We start from the raw sequence: 20185 nt of genomic DNA, 5'->3' as shown, positions 1-20185 counted from the left end.
ATATATGGAAAAATTACCAGATGATTTAAATATTTTTGTAAAGTATAAAGCGTACAAATGGCTAGAACTATTTGGATACTTAAAAAATAATATTTAGGGAGGTTTTTATGAAAGGCCCAAAAACTTTGTATTTAGTTATTCCATGTTACAATGAAGAACAAGTATTAAATATAACAGCTGAAACTTTAAAAGATAAAATAGAAAACTTAAAAGAAAGAAATATAATTTCAAAGGAAAGTCGAATTCTCTTTGTTAATGATGGCTCAAAAGATCAAACGTGGTCAATTATAGAAAGGTTATGTAATAAAAACAGTCTTTATCAAGGAATCAAATTATCTAGAAATGAAGGACACCAAAATGCTGTTTTAGCGGGCTTAATGACGGCGAAAGCGTATTGTGATATGGCAATATCATTAGATGCAGATTTACAGGATGATATTGATGTGATTGATCAATTTGTCGATGAATACTATGATGGAAATGATATTGTGTATGGAGTCCGAAGCAAAAGAGATGCGGATACATTTTTTAAACGCTTTTCTGCGGAAAGCTTCTATAAACTGTTGAAGAGTTTTGGTGTTGAAATTGTATATAATCATGCTGATTATCGCCTAATGAGCAAACGGGCATTAGAAGGTTTGGCACAGTTTAAAGAAGTCAATTTATTTTTGCGTGGCATAGTCCCTTTGATTGGTTATCCTTCATCAGTTGTCACATATGAACGACATGAACGATTTGCTGGAGAGTCAAAGTATCCTCTGAAAAAAATGTTATCATTAGCATTTGACGGTATTACATCTTTTAGCATAAAACCAATTAGAATGATTTCGATTGTTGGTGTCGTATCTTTTTTAGTAAGTGTTGGGATTTTAGTTTATTCACTAATTATGAACTATTTAGGGCAGACTATCACAGGATGGACATCTTTAGCATGTTCAATATGGGCCCTTGGAGGAGTTCAGCTTTTGGCAATTGGTATTATTGGAGAATATATTGGAAAAATATATAATGAAACCAAAGAACGTCCGAAGTATTTTATAGAGACTTTTCTTAAGAATTAAAACTATTTTGAAATTATATAATTAATATATAATAGAAAGCATAAATAATTTTTGTGCTAAAAATAATAATTTTTTGAATATTTGCATTAGTTGTTTGGAAATGTAAAATAATAGGTATTTAAAGTTATAATGTAATGAAATAAAAAAAGAGGATTATTTGAAGGAAGTATGTTCTCAGGAGAAGTCGATGAATAAATTTTATTTTTCTATTGTCAAGTGTATAAGAATTTTTCTTTTCATTGTATTTTGTGTGTTTTCAATTATTTCATTGTTTATTAAACCGAATTACAATTACGATGATTCTCCGGAGTTTATTTACATGACTCCGGAAATTATTATATGCGTACTTTTAGTAATTTTAGGAATAATGCTTTTATTAAGATATAGAACTGTAATTAATAAAATCAGCAAGCCATGGTTAATTACCATTATTTATATTTTTTTAGGAATTATATTCATTATTTTGGTACCTTTGAAACCTTTTTCTGATATGGAACAAATTTTCAGAGCGGCTATTGAAGTATCAAAATTAAACTTTTCATATTTTTTAGATAACCTATATTTTAAATTGTGGCCTAATAATGTTTTAGTAAGCTTTTTGTATGGACTAATATTTATAGTTTTTCCTAAAAATGTTATAATTATAAAAATATTAAATATCATTTGTATTCTTTTAATTGCTAAAGTGAGTACACTGTTAATATCTTTGTATTACAATAAATATAGTAATTTGTTTTATTTGCTATTTCTTTCTCTTGGATCTGTTTTTTTATATATTAATCATATTTATACAGACATTCCGTTTACACTGATATCATTAACTTCAGTGTATATCTATTTAAAAGATTCAAATAAACTAGCAGTACCTATTCTTTTATTAGTATTACTATATTTTATTAGGCCGGTGGCATTAATCTATATATTTGCTATTATTATTGACTATTTTTTTACTAATAAAGCTCAAATTAGAAGAAAATTTAAAATAATTTTTCTTGTTTTTTCTGTAAGTTTTTTTATGTTTTTGGGTGTTAATTTTTTTATTCATCACATAGTCAACTATAATGATGGAGAAAGATCAATGCCAGTTTGGTCTTACATATATATGGGCTTTAATCAGGAAGAATTCGGGTTTCAAGATGGAACACACAGCGTAGATAGAAATGCGAGTGATGTAGTAGCGCGACTAAAAAGTAATGGTATAAAAGAAGTCATGGGGATTATTGCTAAAAAAGAATACTGGATGTGGATGGAAGGAACTTATCAAGCACAGCGGTACGCCTTTGGAGAGAATTGCAATGAAAGCGATTCGAAATTTTATTATGAAACGGCAGCAACAAAATATCTTATGAATAATGAACAGATATTAAGAAAAGCAGTGGATTCTTTTATATATGCTCAATATTTTATACTATTTGTATTAACGCTATATTGGTTTATTAAACCACAATCTGGTAAATTATCAGTAATTTATTTAATCTATATGGGTATGTTTTTATTTTATATATTTTGGGAAATAAAATCTAGGTATATACTCTCTCTTTATCCGTTTATGATGATTTTTTCTATTTGGACTTTGTTAAGTTTACCAATAAGGAAAAAAGAAAAAATATCTTGAAAAAATAATAAATATAGATTTCTGCATAAACTTCTTACAAAATTAAACAAATAAACAATGATTGGGAGATTAACCAACTACTGCTTTTCGCTTAGCCACATAATTCCAAATCATAACAATAATCGTAGCAATAATTTTTGCCACCATATAATAAATATGAATCTTTTCAACAAAGAACCACATTAAAACTTGATTGATGAATAGGCCAACGACACTGGATCCGACGAACAGTACAACGGATTTGGTGTCGTTTTGCTTAACGCGTTTAAACACCCAGAGAATACACATAAAATAATTTACAATAACAGAGACAGTGAAGCTGATACCGGAAGAAACCAGATAGTTCACACCAAAGAATTCTGTTAATGCAAATAAAATACCATAATCGACTAAAAAACTTACACCGCCGGTAATGCCGAAACGAAAAATTTCGGCAAACCGGTCACTTTTTAAAAATGCTTTAATTTTTTCCAAACCTTAAATAAATCTCCTTATATTTTTACCACATAGATTCAATCTCATCACTAATATCCTGAGCCGTTCCTGATGGCGTATAATCTGTCTCATAAACAAATTGGTACCATTCCTTAATATTATCAGCCAAAGTAACTGGAAATACATAAGACACATCACCGAGCATACCGGTATCAACATAACCCTCTGCTGGGATTTGCTCCTGATAGATGGAATGATCCTTCATAAACATTACATTACCAGCGTATTTTAAAATTTCGGTTTGACTCAGTGATGTTTCGACATAAGGCATAACCTGTGTCAAAAGATTATATTGTGCCAATGGATTTAGATCCATTGCTTTGTCGAGCACTTGTTCAAAAACCTTTCTCTGGCGCAGTGTACGGTCAAAGTCTCCGTTGCCGACATAACGAACACGGCAATAGGCAAGTGCCTGGCTTCCATCTAATACCTGAGGGCCTGTACCAGGAACATCAGCGGAATTTGTATTAACATGGTTGTTGACATCCATCAAATACTGATTAACCCAATAGAGCTCGTCTTCATTCTCAATATCAATGGTGACGCCGCCAACGGCGTTTACCATGGCGACCATAGCTGTAAAGTCAATGGTCACATAGTCGGTGATGGCGGTATCGAAATTCTGGTTAATGGTCTTAAGCGCCAAATTGGGACCACCAAAGGAATAGGCGGCGTTAAGCTTGTCGTAGCCGTAATCTTTATTGATGTATACGTAGGTATCCCGCATTAATGAGGTTATTTTCAGTTTATTGTGTTCGAAGTCGGCCGAAGCAATCATCATGGAGTCGGACCGGCTGCCATCCACATCGTCACGTCCGTCGACGCCGAAGATCGCCACATTGACAATACGGTGGTTAAGGGCCATATTGGCGGCGTTTGAACTGATATTATATTGGGAGACCTTTCCGGTCAGATCTTTGTTTAAATTGCCAAATTTGATGACAGTAGCGGCATATGCCCCTGCTCCGATGAGCAGCACAAGAAGTAAAATTAATGCTTTCTTAAAAAATCCTCTTTTTTTCTTGCGTTTTTTGGGTAAAGTATCATTAGAATTGCGTCTCCGATCATCAATCCTCTGTGGGGGGCGGGATGAACGGGAAGAATTGCTTCTGGAACTTTGGCTCTGGGATGACCGGCTGCTTCCTGGTCGGCCTGAAGGGCGTGAAGCCGCCTTTTTTGAAGGAGAAGAGGGCCTTTCGCCACTTCTTCGGTTTCCAATAACGCTTTTGTTTCGTTTTTCCATTGGGACCTCTCAATTGCTAATTAAATACGTTTTTCTCTTTATGACTGTGTTATTATACCATAATAGAGAAAAATAATAAAATTTCAATGATATTTTTTGACAAAGACATTATACTTTTACTAAGAATTTTGTTATAATAGACTATGAATAAATATTAAACCTTAAAAAGCAGTGCCGAAAATGGTAATAGAAAGAAAATAGGGAGTGGACTTGTATGGATAAGAATACCCAGGATAGAGGACAATCTTTTGACCGTGTAGAGTCGCGTATTGAGCTTTTGGAAAAGCAGCTGATGGAAAAAGATGAGGAATTAAAAAAATTACTCAATGTGTCAAAGGACAAGGATGAGAAGATTGCGAAACTGCAGGAGGGTGTTGATGGAGAAACGAGAGACACATTCGTGCCGGTGTTTAAGGAATCGTCCGAAGAGCCGGAGTGCCCGCGCTTAGAGGATGAGCCGGAAAGTCATGTTGACGACAGCGATATGCCTGACGGCTTGAAAAAGCAGATCAAGGTCATTGAAAAACGGGAACAGATGGTCAAGGAAATGCTGAATGTTCTTGAGGATGCTTTTGATGTGCTGAAAGAAAGAAACGAAGCTTTGAACAAAAAAGAAGAGACCCTCAATCGAGAATACCTCAAGCTATTGGAAATTGAATCGATGTATAAGGGAACAGACAAGCTTGCAGATTCTTTAGGTTCGGTACTTCCATCCTTTGGTTTGAATGAGCAGAAGGATAAAAATACGGAAGCAGTTACCGAAGAAAATATTGAGGAGTGAAGATATGGCAGAAAAAAGTGAAAAATTAGGATTACTACTGCTTTTTGATTGTATTGCAGTTATTTTATCAACATACGGTGTTTTGTTACTCTTTCAATTTGTAAGCCACGATGTGGATACAAATGTCATGATTGTTTCCTGTTTCTTTGCGGGAATTAAAATTTTGATGATGGGTATTGGCGATATTACAGGTCTGTCGAAAAAATTGGTTATCGCGATCATATTTATTGTCGCGGCAGACATTATCGTTTTTGGGATCAATTACTTTATGGCCTTCAGTATATCATCGAAATTATTGCTGATCACTGCAGTAGCAGACATTGTGATTATTCTGATCAGTCACTTAATCTGGGGAAAAGTATTTGGTGTTTCAGGACACAGCGAAAAAAAGGAACGAAAAGAATGGCTCAGTAACCGTGATGAAGATCAGGATGAAGAAGAATATGATGATATTTTTGAATCACTGGTTACAAAAGACGGTAACACAGATGAAATTGATACAGCAGCTGTAAATGCAGGGATTGAAGAGCCCGATCCCTATGAGTATGAAGATGAAGAAGCTTTATTCGAGGAGGACGAAGAGTTCGAGGATGAAGCATTTGAAGATTTTGATGAAGAAGAGCTCTTTGAAGAATATGACGAAGACGAAATCGAAGAGGAATACTTTGAAGAAGTCGAGGAATCTATTGAGGAAGCTGACGAAGAGGATGATGAGGACACTTATCTTGACGAAGAAGCCTTTAAGTCTCTTTTAATTAATGATGATGATCTGACTAACCTTGAGCCTGAGGAAGCTGACAGTGATGATGTTGAAGAGGCAGTCTCTGAGGAAGAACAGCCTGAAGAAGTTATTGCCGAAGAAGCTGAAATGGTTGAAGAAACAGAGGAAGAGCCAATCGTTGATGAAAAAGCTGCCGAGGCTGTTCAGGAGGAAGAAACGGGCGAAAATGAGGCTGTTTCAGTGGCCGATCTCTTCGGCGCCGGAACAGCTTCTGCTGATCAACTTGACAGCGCGATATCACCAGAGCAGAAAGAAGATTTTGCCGCCATCGAGGAACGATTAGGCGCGCTCCTTACAGAGATTAATTCCTCAACAAAAGGAACGGAAAAGCTTCAGAAAACGGTCAGCGACTTTAAGCAGGAATTAGATAATTTAACGCCGATTACAACGGATACCGATATTCTGGAAACAGGAGATGTTATCCGCGATAAGCTTAAGACAATTATTGATAAGCAGTTTATCGTCGATGAGGTTTTGGATGACTTGATTCGCCTGTCTAAACAGATCAACAAACGGATTGATGATCTGGATACCATTGAAGCGGATCTTACCCGCCGTAAGGAAATTCTGGATCAGAAGGAGCTCATGTATATGAGCCGTAAGCCTGTTGAATTTGAGGATGTCGAGGTTCAGATTCTTCCGGATGAAGTAATGCTCGAGAGTGACGATTCTGAAATTATTATTGATCAGGGCGATCTTGAAGCGATCAAGCAGTATTTAAAAGAGCATCCTGATTTATAAAATTAATTATTAAGGAAAAGGCTGTTGGGAAAAATCCAGCAGCCTTTTGTTATCTTTGAAAAGAATTTGGGTAAAAATTTTAAAGAATTTTATGCTGAACTTAAGCTTGTTTTTTCAGATTTTAAGCAGTATAATTATTATTTACCCTGAGTAAGAGATTTTTTTTCGTTGCGTATTTCCAGAAAAAATGATATACTTTTAACAATAAGTATCTATAATCCAGGAGGAAAAGAAATGAAGAAACTCAAAATGTTTGGTATTTTGGCATTAGCCGCAGTAATGACTTTTTCTTTAGCTGCTTGTTCAAGTGGCGGAAGCTCAAGCGGAAGTGATGGAGCAAAAAAATATATCATTGCAACTGATACAACTTTTGCGCCATTTGAATTTGAAGATGAATCCGGTAACCGTGTCGGTATCGATATGGATTTATTAAAGGCAATTGCTGAAGATCAGGGCTTTGAATATGAGCTGCAGCCACTTGGCTTTGACGCTGCTGTTACCGCTCTTGAATCAGGACAGGCTGATGGCGTTATCGCTGGTATGAGTATTACCGAAGAACGTCAGAAAAAATATGATTTCTCTGATCCTTATTTCGATTCAGGCGTTGGTATGGCTGTAAAATCTGACAATGACACCATTAAATCTTATGATGATTTAAGAGGAAAAAATGTTGCGGTTAAAAATGGCACTGAAGGCTCTAAATATGCCGAATCCATTAAAGACCAGTATGGTTTCACCATTACCTCTTTCCCGGAATCTGCAAATATGTATGAAGATGTTAAATCAGGTAACTCAGTAGCCTGCTTCGAAGATTATCCGGTATTAGGCTATGCGATCGCAAAGGGTCAGCCATTAAAATTAGTCGGTGATTTACAGGCTGGTAATTCTTACGGATTTGCGGTGCAGAAGGGTAAGAATGCTGAATTGCTTGAAATGTTCAACACTGGCTTAAAGAACATGAAAGACAATGGTAAATATCAGGAAATTTTAGATACTTACATCAAAACAAATTAATAATTTAACGGCCTAAAATAATTCCAGGAGGTTTTTGAATGAGTATTTTTGAATTATTTGCTCAAACCTATCCTCGTTTATTACAAGGTCTTTGGATGACGATCGAACTGACCCTGGTATCGCTGCTGATCGCGGCGGTACTAGGGCTTCTCTTTGGTTTGTTATCTGTTTCAAGGACTACTTTTTTACGGGGAATTTCACGTGTATACATTGATATCATCCGTGGTACACCGTTAATTGTACAGGTATTTTTTATTTATTTTGGGATACCAAGTGCACTGAATATGCGCTTAGATGCCTTTATAGCCGGCGTTATCGCACTGAGCCTGAATGCTGGCGCCTATACCGCGGAAATTGTCAGAGGTGGGATTCAGTCCATTGACAAAGGACAGATGGAAGCAGCCAGGAGTCTTGGCCTTCCATATACGATGGCAATGCGCAGAGTCGTTTTACCTCAGGCGATCAAGACGATGATCCCGGCAATTGTAAATCAGTGTATTATCACATTAAAGGACAGCTCTCTGGTTTCTGTTATTGGTTTAGCGGAATTAACCCAGACTGGACGTTTAATCATTGCCAATAATTTTGAATCCTTAAAAATGTGGATTATCATTGGTGTCATGTATTTTATCCCGATTATGATTCTGTCAAAGGTTTCGAGTCATATTGAAAGGAAGATGAGCTATGGCAAAAGTAAAAATTAGTAATCTCAAAAAGAGCTTTGGGGATTTAGAGGTTTTAAAAGACATTAATCTGGAAGTGGAGGAAGGCGAGGTTATCTGTATTATCGGGCCGTCAGGTTCTGGTAAGAGCACAATGCTGCGATGTATCAATGCGCTTGAGGAAGCAACCAGTGGTACAATTGTGGTGGATGGCAATGAGATTACCGGCAATCACGCGAATATTAATCTTTACCGCCGGAATATCGGAATGGTGTTTCAGCAGTTTAACCTTTTTCCCAATATGTCTGTTTTAAAAAATATTACCTTTGCACCAGTCGCCTTGAAAATTATGGATAAGGCTAAAGCAGAGGAAGTGGCACAGGGGCTCTTAAAAAGGGTTGACATGGTCGCTAAGGCAGATGCCTATCCAGGACAGCTTTCCGGCGGGCAACAGCAGCGTGTGGCCATTGCCAGAGCGCTGGCAATGAATCCAGATGTTATGCTGTTTGATGAACCAACAAGTGCTCTTGACCCGGAAATGGTTGGAGAAGTTCTCAATGTAATGAAGCAGCTGGCACAGGAGGGAATGACCATGATTGTGGTTACCCATGAAATGGGCTTTGCCAGAGAGGTTGCGGACCGTGTTATCTTCATTGATGAAGGCTACATTGTGGAACAGGGACCACCAAGTGAAGTGTTTGGAAATCCACAGAACGAGAGAACCATTAATTTCTTGAATATGGTCCTGTAAAAAGGAACCGTCTTTTAACTGCAAAAGACGGTTCCTTTTTTGTTGTAGTAATTTTAGATAATAAGAAAAAACGCCCTGATGGAATGTAAACATCGGGGCGCTGATGACTTTATTTATTAAGCTGTAATTGTGAGAGCTTTAAGCTCTGAGTATGTTCGATCGGTTCCCAAGTTTCAATCGGCTTGACAAAGCAGAGGACATTAATGGGTATCCATGAAAACAGGAAGAACCAGAAAGAGAAAAACGCTTTGCCGGCGACCTCTCTTATTTTATGGTGTTCAAGCTTAACGACCATTGCTGTAAAGAGAAAGCTGACGATGACACCGCCGACACCAAATAGGATGGCAAAGGTGAGGGCATCAGACCAGACCTGTGTATTAATGAGTAAAAGTGTCAGTACAACAAAGGAGCAGATGGTATAAATACTGGTTAAAACTTGCATGAATGGTGCGAGAAGATATAAAATCATATCCACACACATCCAGTTACGCGTCTTTTTAAAATTCTCCCATAGAGGAGCTGAGTACTGTGAGAAACACTGAATCGTACCGGTAGACCAACGTTTGCGCTGCTTCCAGGAGGTTTCGAAAGTAATGGGATGTTCGTCAAAGGTAAGGGCCTCAGGCACCCATGCAACGCGGTAGCCCTTCATGATCGATTGAGTGGTGAATTCAATATCCTCAGTCATGCTAAAGGTTCTGAAGCCACCGTCTTTTAAGACTTCGCGGGAAACCATAAATCCTGTTCCGTTTAAAGCTGCAGACCAGCCAATACCCTGTTTTGCGAGGTTCATAAAGCGGTTTAAGGTCCAGTAAAAAATGGACTGGCAGCCTGAGATCCAGGAATCCGTCGGATTTTTGCTATCTCGGTACCCCTGTGCGATTTTTTCTCCGTCACATAAGGCATTGTTCATTGCGGAAAAGAAATTTGGATCAACCAGATTATCAGCGTCAAAAACACAGAACGCGTCAAAAACATCGTTGTGTGCAAAGGTTGCGTCGAAAAACTGTTCTAAAGCAGCGCCCTTTGAGCGAACCTCAGAGGTACAGTGAAAAATCTTGGCGCCGTGTTCTCTGGCTACTTCTTCTGTATTATCGGTGCAGTTATTCGGAATAACATAGATATCAAACAAATCCTCTGGATAATTCTGTTCTTTTAACGTATCGATCAGATTCCCAATGACAAGAGATTCATTTCTTGCGGCAATAACTGCGCACATGCGATTTTCAGGGGCATGCTGGTTGAATTTTGTGTGTTTACGGTATCCGGATATCCCTACGATTAAATAATAAATACCATAAGCAAAGAAAGGGACACCTAATAGGAAAAGTAAAACATAGATTGTATCGACCATTTTATCCTCACTCGTTTCTTTCAAAATTTGAATTTAAACATGCCGCACTGTGTTGCGTTGAAAAGTCACTGTGTGGCATTTCTGGACAGTCTTCTTAAACTGTTAATATTCTATCATCATCTCAAAAACGTAGCAAGACAAAAATTAAAATATTCATAAAATTTTAAGGAAATGGAAAGGTTCATTTAATATAATATGCTGTTTTCATGCAGAAAATCGATTACAAAGTCTTTAAGGTATTTTTGAATTTAAAAATACCTTAAAGGCGGTAGTACAGCATTAAGAATTAAAAAAGAAAATGCCAATTATATTGGGTGCGTTTTTTTGAAAAAACTTGGTTCATTATTTTTAATGTGATAAAATAAAGCTACACAGGCGAGGACATGACGGCTTGTGAATAAATTAGACGCTGCATCTTTAAAAAGAGCGGCAGTTAGGAGTTTTTATTATGTCACAGGTAAACAAAAAGACTGCACAGATGACACAGCTTACACTGCTGATCGCCATACTGGTGGTACTTACCTTTACCCCACTCGGTTTTATTCAGATTCCCCCGGTTGCCATTACCATTTTGCACATTCCGGTGATTATCGGTGCCATTGCCATGGGGCCGGTTTGTGGTGGAATTTTAGGCCTGGCCTTTGGTGTTCTAAGTATGCTCAAAGCTACGTTTATGGGTGTTTCACCGGTAGATCTGATGTTTTCACCTTTTGCGAGCGGCGCGCCGATTCAGTCTCTGATTATGTGTATTTTACCAAGAGTTTTGTTGGGCGTGATTGCAGGAGTGCTGTATGAAGCTTTAAAAGGACGGTTGAGCAACGATGCTTTAAGTATAGGCGTCAGCGCTGGTGTAGCGACCTTATGCCATACTATTTTAGTTATGGGATGTTTATGGTTTTTCTTCAGCGCAATTCCTTTAAAGGAAGTTTTTCTAACCATTGTGGGCGTGAATGGTTTGCTTGAGCTTGGTGTCGGCATTGTCATTACGATTGCCGTATGTAAACCACTAATGAAATATTTGAAAACGAGGATTGCTGTATAGCATCAGAAATGAGGTAACAGTGCAGGAAATAAACCTTAGTGATATCGAAAATATTCGAATCGGCCACGCGCAGGATATGGAAGGCGGAACAGGGTGTACGGTTATTATCAATGAACAGGGTGCGCCCACAGGCCTTGATGTAAGGGGAGGCGGACCGGCCTCCAGAGAAAGTGAGCTCTTGAACCCGGTAGCAGCGGCTCAGGGAATCCACGCTGTTTTGTTAAGCGGTGGATCTGCCTTTGGTCTGGATGCCGCCGGTGGTGTCATGGAATATCTGAGTGAGCGCAACATTGGGTTTGATACGGGTGTGGCAAAGGTGCCGCTTGTCTGCCAGTCCTGTATTTTTGATTTAGTGGTGGGGAAACCAGACGCTTATCCGGATAAAGTAATGGCTTATCAGGCGTGTATTGACTCGGAAAATAAAAAAAGTATACAGAATGGTAACGTCGGAGCTGGAACAGGCGCGACCGTTGGCAAATACCGGGGAATCCAGACAATGATGAAATCGGGCATAGGGACCTATGCCGTTGAGCTTGGTGGTTTAAAGGTAGGCGCCATTGTATCAGTCAACGCTCTCGGAGATATTTTTGATATTGAGAGTGGCAGCAAGCTGGCAGGGATGCTTACAGCAGATCTTTCTGAATTTGAGGATACCGAAGCTGCCATGTATGAAGACATTTCCCGAAAAGAAAACCTTTTTACTGGAAACACAACCATAGGCGCTGTGATTACCAATGGAAAGTTCAATAAGGTTGAGGCAAAAAAAATTGCAGCAATGACACATAACGGTTATGCACAGGCGATCCGACCTGTCCATACCACTGCAGACGGCGACAGTATTTATGTTATGTCTGTAGGTGAGGTGGCTGCTGATATTAATGTGGTTGGAACGCTGGCGGCACGCATGATGGCAATGGCCATAAAAAAGGCAGTGCTCGCAGCAGAACCATTATATGGGTTAAAAACAGCATCAATGCTGTTACATAAATAAACAAAGGAGCATTTTCATGGCAATAAAAATGATTGTTACCGATCTGGATGGCACGCTTTTAAATACCAAAAACACAATCTCTGATAAAAACAAAGCTGCTTTTAAAAAGGCTAAAGAAAAGGGAATCATTCCTGTTGTGGCAACAGGCCGGATTGATAAAGAAGGCTGGTTTGCGGCTGAAGCCATCGGTGGTACTGAGTATATGCTCTCCGGTAACGGTGGCGTGGTTCGGGACTATAAAAAGGATATTGTGATCTTTGAGGATGCTCTTTCAAAAGATATTATCAGACAGGTCATTGAGCTTGTGGATCAGTACGACGGCATTTTTGTCCAGGCCCACACCATTCATGGATGTGTCTGTACAGAAAAAACCTTTCCTGAAATGCCAACAGCGGGCTGGGCGGATGAATATGTGCGCCAGTTTAGGGAACAGCAAATTGTGGTTGAGGATATCGAAGACTATTTAGAAAAAAACCACTTGGAGGTCAGTAAATTTGTCATTTCATCCACTGATTTTGATAAATTGGATGAAGTCCAGAAAAGAGCAGGTGAAATTGTGGATTTGGTACCTCTGCGTCCCATGAATTACTGTCTTGAATGTATTCCAGAAGGAATCGATAAAGGATTAGGGCTGACAAAGCTTTGCGAATATCTGGGAATAAGCCTTACAGAGGTCATGGTAATAGGAGACAGTGACAACGATTTGGAAATGATCGAAATTGCAGGAACAAAAATTGCCATGGGAAATGCTTACGACTGTGTCAAAAAAATCGCGGATCATATCGTTTCTACAAATGACGAAGACGGTGTGGCAGAAGCCATTGAAAAATTTGCATTATAAAAACAAAGCGTCACGCGGCCCGTGGCGCTTTGTTTTTTTGAAAAAGTATTGAGTTTAGATAATCTGCCAGAATAACAGCCTGGTTTTGTTCTTTATTATTTGCAGAATAAATTAAAGTGACATTTTCTTTCTTTAGACGTTTTTTTAAATCAGACAAGAAGAGTTTGACGGCCTGATTATTTCTGAGTTCTTCCAGATATTGTGATTTAAAGCTTTCATATGAATCTTTTCCAGAATGAAAGCGTCGGATTAACTCCTTGCTGGGAGCAAGTTCTTTTTTCCAGATATCGACATTGGCGCTGGTATGAGTAAAGCCTCTAGGCCAATAGCTGTCTACCAGAACACGGTATCCATCCATAATGTTTTTGGGCTCATAGATACGTTTTGTTTCAATCATTATCATCACTTCCTTAATCAGTCAGTGTATTCTTATAAAAAATATACCCAAATTTGACATAAAATTTGCTTTCTTTTATTTTTTAGTTTATAATTAGATGTTATGTATTTAGAAAGGAAGTTATATGAAATTTAGAGAACTAGAGATTAATGAGCAATTGCTCAGGGCAATTGATGATATGGGATTTGTTGATATGACAGAAATTCAGGAACGCGCAATTCCCCGTTTGATGGAGGGCGGCGACCTTATTGGTAAATCCCAGACAGGAACAGGAAAGACAATGGCCTTTGCAATTCCTGCTATAGAAAAGATTGATCCAGAACTCAGAAAACCGCAGGTGTTGGTGCTTCTGCCGACACGTGAGCTGGCGCTGCAGGTTTCTGAAGAATTTAGAAAGGTTTTAAAATACAGCCACAGTATTAAAGTTGTTGCAGTGTTTGGCGGTGCTTCGATTGAAAACCAGATCCGTGATCTAAAATCCGGAGCACAGATTGTAGTGGGGACACCGGGGCGCGTCATGGATCATATGCGGCGAAAAACCTTGAAATTCAATGCGCTTACAATGGCGGTACTGGACGAGGCAGATGAAATGCTGAATATGGGCTTCAGAGAGGATATCGAACTGATTTTAGATGCGGTAGACCATGATGTTCAGACCGTTTTATTCTCGGCCACGATGCCAAAACCCATTTTAAAAATTGCGGAAACCTACCAGAAAAATCCAACAATGATTGAAATTTCACCCAAAACAATGGTAGCCCCAAGTATTGAACAGAAATATTTTAATATTTCTGACCAGAATAAGTTTGAAGCTTTAACCCGTTTGCTGGATGTCTATAAACCGCAGCGCTCACTTATTTTCTGCAACACCAAACACTATGTGGATGAAATCACTGAAAATCTGCAGGAGCTGGGGTATTCCGTTGACAAAATTCATGGCGATATGCGCCAGGTATCCAGACTCAATGTTTTAAAACGCTTTAGCCAGGGAAGGTTGAAAATTTTGGTTGCCACTGATGTAGCTGCCAGAGGAATTGATGTTGACGATGTGGATATCGTTTTTAACTACGACGTACCGGATAATGAGGAATACTATGTACACCGTATCGGCCGGACCGGCCGTGCTGGGAAGAGCGGTCTTTCACTGACACTCGCCCGTTCAAGAGATCAGTTTAAGCTGCGGAAAATAACTGATTATACCAAAAAAAGCATCGAACGTGATTTAATCCCGACCAGCGAGGTGATTAACGACATCAAGATCGCTCACTTCAAAGAACGTTTTAAGCTTAAAGCTGAAAAAGGAGAACTGGAACGTTATATTGCAATCATTAAGGAACTGGAAGAAAAGGGCTATGAAGCAGAATTCATCGCTGCGGTTCTTTTACAGGCACAGCTGCCCCTGTCAGACGCCGAAGATTTAAATACTGAGTTTAAAAAGCGTGGACGCCGTGAGGGCAGACGGGAAAGGGATGTAAAACGGCGTAGAGACGGAAAAAATAGTAAAGGAAAATCCTTTGGACCAGAAAAGACAAAACGTCTTTTTATCAGTGTTGGTGAGAAAGATAAGGTTCAGAAAAGAGATATTCTCGGCGCTATTTGCGGTGAGTGTAATATTGCGTCTTCGACAGTTGGGAATATTGATATGTATAATAAATTTACCTTTGTGGATGTAGATGTGGATGTTGCCAAAAAAGTAGAGAAAAAACTGAATGGAAAAATGATCAAGGATCACAAAGTGAAAGTTGAAATTTCCAAAAAGAAAAAATAAAATTCGTTAAAAGTGAGGGGGAAGTGTTTTGGTGGAAGAACAACAGTTACAGCATGAAAACAAAATGGGGACGATGCATATCCCCCAATTACTTTTTAGTATGGCCCTGCCGGCAATCATTTCGATGTTTGTACAGGCAATGTACAATATCGTAGACAGTGTCTTTGTCGCGCAGATAGGGGAAAATGCATTGACCGCCGTTTCTCTGGCCTTTCCAGTGCAGATGCTGATCGTATCCTGTTTTGTGGGTATGGGAGTAGGGATCAATTCTGGAATTTCAAGGCGGCTTGGTGAAAAAAAGCACCGTGAAGCAGAAATGGTGGCAGAACACGGTTTTTTAGTCGCGGTGATTTTATCCTTAGCCGCAGCGGTTTTAGGCGCTGTTTTTTCAAACATTTTTGTAAAAATGTTTACGGACAATCCGGAAATTATTAAAGGATGTACAGACTATCTATTGATCGTCACAATTTTCAGCTTTGGAAGCATTATTACGCAGGCTGGTTTTAGCACGCTGCAGGGCTCTGGCGATATGATTCAGCCAATGATCGGTCAGCTGATCGGGGCAATTACGAATATCATACTGGACCCTATTATGATTTTCGGGCTTCTGGGTTTTCCAGCCCTGGGTGTTACGGGAGCCGCCATCGCGACGGTTACAGGCCAGATTATTGCAATGGTCTATATTTTGATTGTGGTGCTGAAACGGAAAAAGAATCTTCTAAAGCTTCATTTTCGTTCCTTTAGATACCGAGGGGCAATCATGAAAGATATTGCCGTGGTGGGGCTTCCCTCTGCGATCATGCAGGGGATTGGTTCCTTTATGGTAACAGGTTATAACCTGATTCTGGCGGGGTATGGCATGACCGCCGTAGCGGTTTTCGGTGTTTATTTTAAAGTTCAATCCTTCATTTTTATGCCAATTTTTGGACTGGGACAGGGAGCAATGCCAATTTTTGGCTATAATTACGGCGCTCAGAATGCAAAGCGGTTTAAAGAGACATTAAAAGTCTCTATTTTGACAAGCCTGGTCATTATGTTCGTTGGAGTTCTTTTATTCCAGCTTTTCCCGGCACAGATTTTCATGCTTTTTAATGCATCGGAAGAAATGACAGCGATTGGAATTAATTGTTTTAGAGCAATAAGCCTGGCATTCCCGCTCGCCGGGATATCCATTATGCTCAGCACCTCTTTTCAGGCAATGGGCAAATCTTATCTTAGTATGATTTCTTCTTTTCTGAGACAAATGATTTTTTTACTGCCTTTTTCGTACCTGTTCTCTTTGATCGGAGGTCTGGATACGGTTTGGTATGGCTTTATCGTTTCTGAGATTGCCTGTCTTGTTTTTGAGGTTATCGTGTATCGGCATTATAAAAAGAAAGTTTTAGATCGCTGGTAAAATGATTGGTTGAAGGATGCTAAAGTGCATCCTTTTTTCTTTTTATACAAAATAAAGGAATTGTCACTGTACAAAAACATTCTGCTTTGGGTATAATTTAAGTATACGAGGAGGAAATCAATGAAAATATTATTAGTTATGGACCAATTTGACCATACCAACAATGGCACCACGATGTCAGCAGTCCGCTTTGCAGAAACATTAAAAAGGCATGGTCATGAAGTGAGAATTGTCAGCACAGGAAAAGAAACCCCTGACAAATATGTGGTGCGTTCATATCATTTTCCCCCTGTTGTCAAACAGATTATTCAGAATCAGGGCATGACATTAGCAAAGCCTGGCAGGGAAGTTTTGAAAAAAGCAATCAGATGGGCGGACATTGTCCATTTTTTAATGCCGTTTCCACTTTCTATCGAAGGTGCTAAAATCGCAAGGGAGCTGTCTGTACCTGCAACAGCGGCGTTTCATGTACAACCGGAAAATATTACCTATACGTTGAAAATCAATAAGGTAGAAAAAATTAATACAGTCTTGTATCAGGGCTTCAAGAATATCTTTTACAATCAATTTTCGCATATTCACTGCCCCAGCGATTTTATCGCGGAAGAACTGCGTAAAAATGGTTATACAGCAAAGTTACATGTCATTTCAAATGGTGTCGATCCGGATTTTTATTATCGCAAGATTGATAAAATCCCGTTACTCAGGGATAAATTTGTAATTTTGATGATTGGCCGTCTGGCAAATGAAAAAAGGCAGGATCTTCTCATTGAGGCGGCTGGGTTATCTAAATACAGAGATCAAATATGTTTGATCTTAGCAGGACAGGGGCCAAAGAAAAAGTCCTACGAGAAGGCTGGAAAAAAACTGCCGAACAAAGTTTTTATTGATTTCTTTGATAAAGAAAAGCTGCGTGATATCATTGCCATGAGTGATCTTTATGTTCATACAGCCGATGCCGAAAGTGAGGCAATATCGTGTATTGAAGCATTCTGCGGCGGACTGGTGCCGGTGATTTCCGATAGCCCTAAATCGGCAACCTCTCAGTTTGCTTTAAATGATCGCTGCCTTTTTAATGCGGGGGATCCGTACGATCTGGCTAAGAAAATTGACTATTTCATTGAACATCCTGAAGAAAAAAGACTTTTAGAAAAAGATTATGCAGCCTATGGCAAGCAATATAATATAGAAGACTGCGTTTATAGGATGGAAGAAATGTTTATGGAGGCTATTGACGATTATGGCGCAATATGAGGCTGGAAATTTTGGTGGAAATATTGTTGTAGAGCGCAATGAAGATAAAACATACTTTGAGAATCGTTTTGTTTTAAGAAAAATAGCGCTGACCTTATTGCCGATATATAATCGCTTAATGTTTGGCCTCACGGTATCAGGAGAGGATAACTTGGCTAATATTAGAGGTGGGATGGTGACAATCTGCAACCATGTTCATACACTGGACTGCACTATGGTAGCCGGGGTTTGCAGGCAGCATCGGATGTATTTTCCAACTTTAGATGAAAATCTGAAAATGCCTTTTGTAGGGCATTTAGTCGATGACCTAGGAGGAATACCGATTCCTGGGAATCTTTCAGAATTCAGGGGCTTTATAGAAGGATTAGAAGCAACCCTGAGGCAGGGTGATGCTGTCCATCTTTTTCCTGAAGGCAGCTTAGCGCCATACTGCCCCGCGATACGGACTTTTCAGAAGGGTGCGTTTATGTTTGCTTATGACGCTGTGGTTCCGTTGGTGCCTATGGTATTGACTTACAGAGAGGCAAGAGGGATAAGGAGCCTGTTCCGAAAGAAGCCGCTTCTGCATTTAGAAATTTTAAAGCCTGTTTATCCAGATGTTAAAAATAAACGCAGCCATGAGATCGGGCGTCTTTTGGAGAAATGCCGTTCAGAAATGCAAAAAGTCTTGGAAAATGAATAACCCCGGAGAAAGTCTCCGGGGTTTTGCTTTTTGCTTGAATATGGATTAAACAGTTGCCATCCATAATCCATGTAGGTTACAATACTCATATGCAGCGATCACTTCATCACCAGGTGTTAAAGCGAAAACAGCTTTTGGCTCGCCGCCAATTTCCAGACATTTACGCTGGCCGCCTTCTTTGGTTTCAAGATAAATCCAAGCGATATGATGTTCTTCGAGCATTGGATGCGGAACACTGCCGACTTCAACAGTGACGGTGTTTCCGTCAATTTTAATGACTGGAACGTGTTTTTCCTGAGCTGCATCGACGGTATTAGGAGTTAAAACTTCCATCGGATCACCACAGCAAACCGGTGTTACGCCGCTGTCTTCAACAACACCAAAGATGTTGCCGCAATGTCTACAGATATAAAATTTTGGTTTTTTGCACATAATAAAGACCTCCTATAGTCCAAATATAATTTTGAGCAGTCCGTGTAACCCACTTATCCGCTTAATGATATAATTAATTATACCACAATTTTTAAACTTTAAACGGAAAATGCCTATAAAATTTTGTTGAAAATAAGAATAATATTAAGAAAGGAATAACTATGGAAAAGAAATGGTTGTCGTGGGCAAAACAGCTTCAGTCGATCGCGCAGGCTGGTTTAACTTACTCGACAAATAAATATGACAGAGAACGCTTTGAACAGATTCGAGAGATGTCTGTTGATATTTTAAATAATTATACCGATGCAGGCGAGGAAAAAATAAGAGATCTGTTTTGCTTTGAAACAGGATATCAGACGCCAAAGGTTGATGTACGGGGTGCGATTTTTAAACAAGATACAATTCTTCTGGTAAAGGAAAGTATTGATGGATGCTGGTCAATGCCAGGTGGCTGGGCAGATATAGGGTTGTCTGTTAAAGAAAATATCGAGAAGGAAGCCCGTGAGGAGGCTGGCCTGCATGTGGTCGCAAAAAAATTGGTCGGCGTATTCGACTGGGTGAAAAATGTTGACCTGCCCAATCCTTTTGCTATTTATAAGACGGTTATGCTTTGTGACGTTATTGATGGTGAGTTTCAGAAAAATATTGAGACAGAGGATGCCCGCTATTTTGATTTAGGCCATTTACCGGAATTATCAAGAGGCCGTACGACAGAAGCGCTGATTGAGCTCTGCTACCAGGCATCACAGGATAATGCTTTTATTCCAATTATTGATTAACTTTTTTCAAAATTAGCCTTGACAATTTGTTTGATAATTGTTATATTATAATCGTTCTTAATTAAGGGACGTTAGGATTAAATAAAATTTATAAAATTCAAGAGA

General features: G+C 39.0%; 21 protein-coding genes. 16 read left to right on the top strand and 5 right to left on the bottom strand.

Annotation, left to right across the window (positions count from 1 at the left end):
• The first annotated feature begins 107 nt into the window (after nucleotides 1-107).
• Both CPZ25_RS09615 and CPZ25_RS09610 read left to right on the top strand, forming a co-directional pair.
• A complete protein-coding gene (locus CPZ25_RS09615) occupies nucleotides 108-1061 on the top strand; it encodes a glycosyltransferase family 2 protein (RefSeq protein WP_096920326.1) in 954 nt (317 codons plus the stop codon).
• 187 nt (nucleotides 1062-1248) lie between these two features.
• Complete coding sequence (locus CPZ25_RS09610) at nucleotides 1249-2676, top strand: hypothetical protein (RefSeq protein WP_096920325.1); 1428 nt, start codon at nucleotides 1249-1251, stop codon at nucleotides 2674-2676.
• A 69-nt stretch (nucleotides 2677-2745) separates the two neighbouring features.
• On the opposite strand, the gene CPZ25_RS09605 is transcribed toward CPZ25_RS09610, so the two are convergent.
• Entirely contained in the window at nucleotides 2746-3150 is a 405-nt protein-coding gene (locus CPZ25_RS09605) for a GtrA family protein (protein WP_096920324.1), read from the bottom strand.
• A gap of 25 nt (nucleotides 3151-3175) precedes the next feature.
• Nucleotides 3176-4150, bottom strand: coding sequence for an LCP family protein (locus tag CPZ25_RS09600; RefSeq protein ID WP_243129370.1), 975 nt, complete (start codon nucleotides 4148-4150; stop codon nucleotides 3176-3178).
• Between the two features lie 110 nt (nucleotides 4151-4260).
• Here CPZ25_RS09600 and CPZ25_RS20995 point away from each other — a divergent pair, with 110 nt between their 5' ends.
• From CPZ25_RS20995 to CPZ25_RS09575, 6 genes are all read left to right on the top strand, one after another.
• Nucleotides 4261-4392 carry a hypothetical protein gene (locus tag CPZ25_RS20995; RefSeq protein ID WP_279230360.1) on the top strand — a complete coding sequence of 44 codons (132 nt, stop codon included), beginning with the start codon at nucleotides 4261-4263 and terminating at the stop codon, nucleotides 4390-4392.
• 236 nt (nucleotides 4393-4628) lie between these two features.
• Nucleotides 4629-5195 carry a hypothetical protein gene (locus CPZ25_RS09595; protein WP_058693550.1) on the top strand — a complete coding sequence of 189 codons (567 nt, stop codon included), beginning with the start codon at nucleotides 4629-4631 and terminating at the stop codon, nucleotides 5193-5195.
• Nucleotides 5196-5199: 4 nt separating this feature from the next.
• Nucleotides 5200-6717, top strand: coding sequence for a hypothetical protein (locus CPZ25_RS09590; RefSeq protein ID WP_120785078.1), 1518 nt, complete (start codon nucleotides 5200-5202; stop codon nucleotides 6715-6717).
• Between the two features lie 234 nt (nucleotides 6718-6951).
• On the top strand, nucleotides 6952-7731 hold the full coding sequence (locus tag CPZ25_RS09585) for a transporter substrate-binding domain-containing protein (protein WP_058693552.1): 780 nt from the start codon (nucleotides 6952-6954) through the stop codon (nucleotides 7729-7731).
• A 38-nt stretch (nucleotides 7732-7769) separates the two neighbouring features.
• Entirely contained in the window at nucleotides 7770-8435 is a 666-nt protein-coding gene (locus CPZ25_RS09580) for an amino acid ABC transporter permease (RefSeq protein ID WP_038353054.1), read from the top strand.
• Complete coding sequence (locus CPZ25_RS09575) at nucleotides 8416-9144, top strand: amino acid ABC transporter ATP-binding protein (protein ID WP_058693553.1); 729 nt, start codon at nucleotides 8416-8418, stop codon at nucleotides 9142-9144. Before CPZ25_RS09580 ends, CPZ25_RS09575 begins: the two co-directional genes overlap by 20 nt.
• A gap of 109 nt (nucleotides 9145-9253) precedes the next feature.
• On the opposite strand, the gene CPZ25_RS09570 is transcribed toward CPZ25_RS09575, so the two are convergent.
• On the bottom strand, nucleotides 9254-10498 hold the full coding sequence (locus CPZ25_RS09570) for a glycosyltransferase family 2 protein (RefSeq protein ID WP_058693554.1): 1245 nt from the start codon (nucleotides 10496-10498) through the stop codon (nucleotides 9254-9256).
• Nucleotides 10499-10946: 448 nt separating this feature from the next.
• Between CPZ25_RS09570 and CPZ25_RS09565 the strand changes: the two genes are divergently transcribed.
• From CPZ25_RS09565 to CPZ25_RS09555, 3 genes are read left to right on the top strand one after another with little or no spacing between them, the layout of a single operon-like run.
• Nucleotides 10947-11540, top strand: a complete 594-nt coding sequence (locus CPZ25_RS09565) for an ECF transporter S component (RefSeq protein WP_096920322.1) — start codon at nucleotides 10947-10949, stop codon at nucleotides 11538-11540.
• Between the two features lie 19 nt (nucleotides 11541-11559).
• Nucleotides 11560-12531 (top strand): P1 family peptidase, encoded by a 972-nt coding sequence (locus tag CPZ25_RS09560; protein WP_096920321.1) that lies wholly within the window; start codon nucleotides 11560-11562, stop codon nucleotides 12529-12531.
• A 16-nt stretch (nucleotides 12532-12547) separates the two neighbouring features.
• The gene (locus CPZ25_RS09555; RefSeq protein ID WP_096920320.1) at nucleotides 12548-13372 is read left to right on the top strand and encodes a Cof-type HAD-IIB family hydrolase; all 825 of its coding nucleotides are present in this window, start codon (nucleotides 12548-12550) and stop codon (nucleotides 13370-13372) included.
• A 10-nt stretch (nucleotides 13373-13382) separates the two neighbouring features.
• On the opposite strand, the gene CPZ25_RS09550 is transcribed toward CPZ25_RS09555, so the two are convergent.
• Nucleotides 13383-13769, bottom strand: coding sequence for a DUF488 domain-containing protein (locus tag CPZ25_RS09550; RefSeq protein ID WP_243129369.1), 387 nt, complete (start codon nucleotides 13767-13769; stop codon nucleotides 13383-13385).
• Nucleotides 13770-13893: 124 nt separating this feature from the next.
• Between CPZ25_RS09550 and CPZ25_RS09545 the strand changes: the two genes are divergently transcribed.
• The 4 genes from CPZ25_RS09545 (at nucleotide 13894) to CPZ25_RS09530 (ending at nucleotide 18869) form a co-directional block, all read left to right on the top strand.
• The gene (locus CPZ25_RS09545; RefSeq protein WP_058693558.1) at nucleotides 13894-15537 is read left to right on the top strand and encodes a DEAD/DEAH box helicase; all 1644 of its coding nucleotides are present in this window, start codon (nucleotides 13894-13896) and stop codon (nucleotides 15535-15537) included.
• A gap of 31 nt (nucleotides 15538-15568) precedes the next feature.
• Nucleotides 15569-16933 (top strand): MATE family efflux transporter, encoded by a 1365-nt coding sequence (locus CPZ25_RS09540; RefSeq protein WP_243129368.1) that lies wholly within the window; start codon nucleotides 15569-15571, stop codon nucleotides 16931-16933.
• 120 nt (nucleotides 16934-17053) lie between these two features.
• The gene (locus CPZ25_RS09535) at nucleotides 17054-18187 is read left to right on the top strand and encodes a glycosyltransferase (RefSeq protein WP_058693559.1); all 1134 of its coding nucleotides are present in this window, start codon (nucleotides 17054-17056) and stop codon (nucleotides 18185-18187) included.
• On the top strand, nucleotides 18174-18869 hold the full coding sequence (locus CPZ25_RS09530) for a lysophospholipid acyltransferase family protein (protein WP_058693560.1): 696 nt from the start codon (nucleotides 18174-18176) through the stop codon (nucleotides 18867-18869). The genes CPZ25_RS09535 and CPZ25_RS09530 overlap by 14 nt, the downstream gene beginning before the upstream one ends.
• A 45-nt stretch (nucleotides 18870-18914) precedes the next feature.
• Here CPZ25_RS09530 and CPZ25_RS09525 read toward each other — a convergent pair whose 3' ends face one another.
• Nucleotides 18915-19301 carry a desulfoferrodoxin family protein gene (locus tag CPZ25_RS09525; protein ID WP_058693561.1) on the bottom strand — a complete coding sequence of 129 codons (387 nt, stop codon included), beginning with the start codon at nucleotides 19299-19301 and terminating at the stop codon, nucleotides 18915-18917.
• A 161-nt stretch (nucleotides 19302-19462) separates the two neighbouring features.
• Here CPZ25_RS09525 and CPZ25_RS09520 point away from each other — a divergent pair, with 161 nt between their 5' ends.
• Nucleotides 19463-20080 (top strand): NUDIX hydrolase, encoded by a 618-nt coding sequence (locus tag CPZ25_RS09520; protein ID WP_058693562.1) that lies wholly within the window; start codon nucleotides 19463-19465, stop codon nucleotides 20078-20080.
• The last annotated feature ends 105 nt before the right edge of the window (nucleotides 20081-20185 follow it).

It is taken from the genome of Eubacterium maltosivorans (genome assembly GCF_002441855.2).
GTDB lineage: Bacteria > Bacillota > Clostridia > Eubacteriales > Eubacteriaceae > Eubacterium > Eubacterium maltosivorans.
The sequence above is the reverse complement of the archived record's forward strand: the minus strand, read 5'-3'. Positions and strand labels throughout refer to the sequence as shown.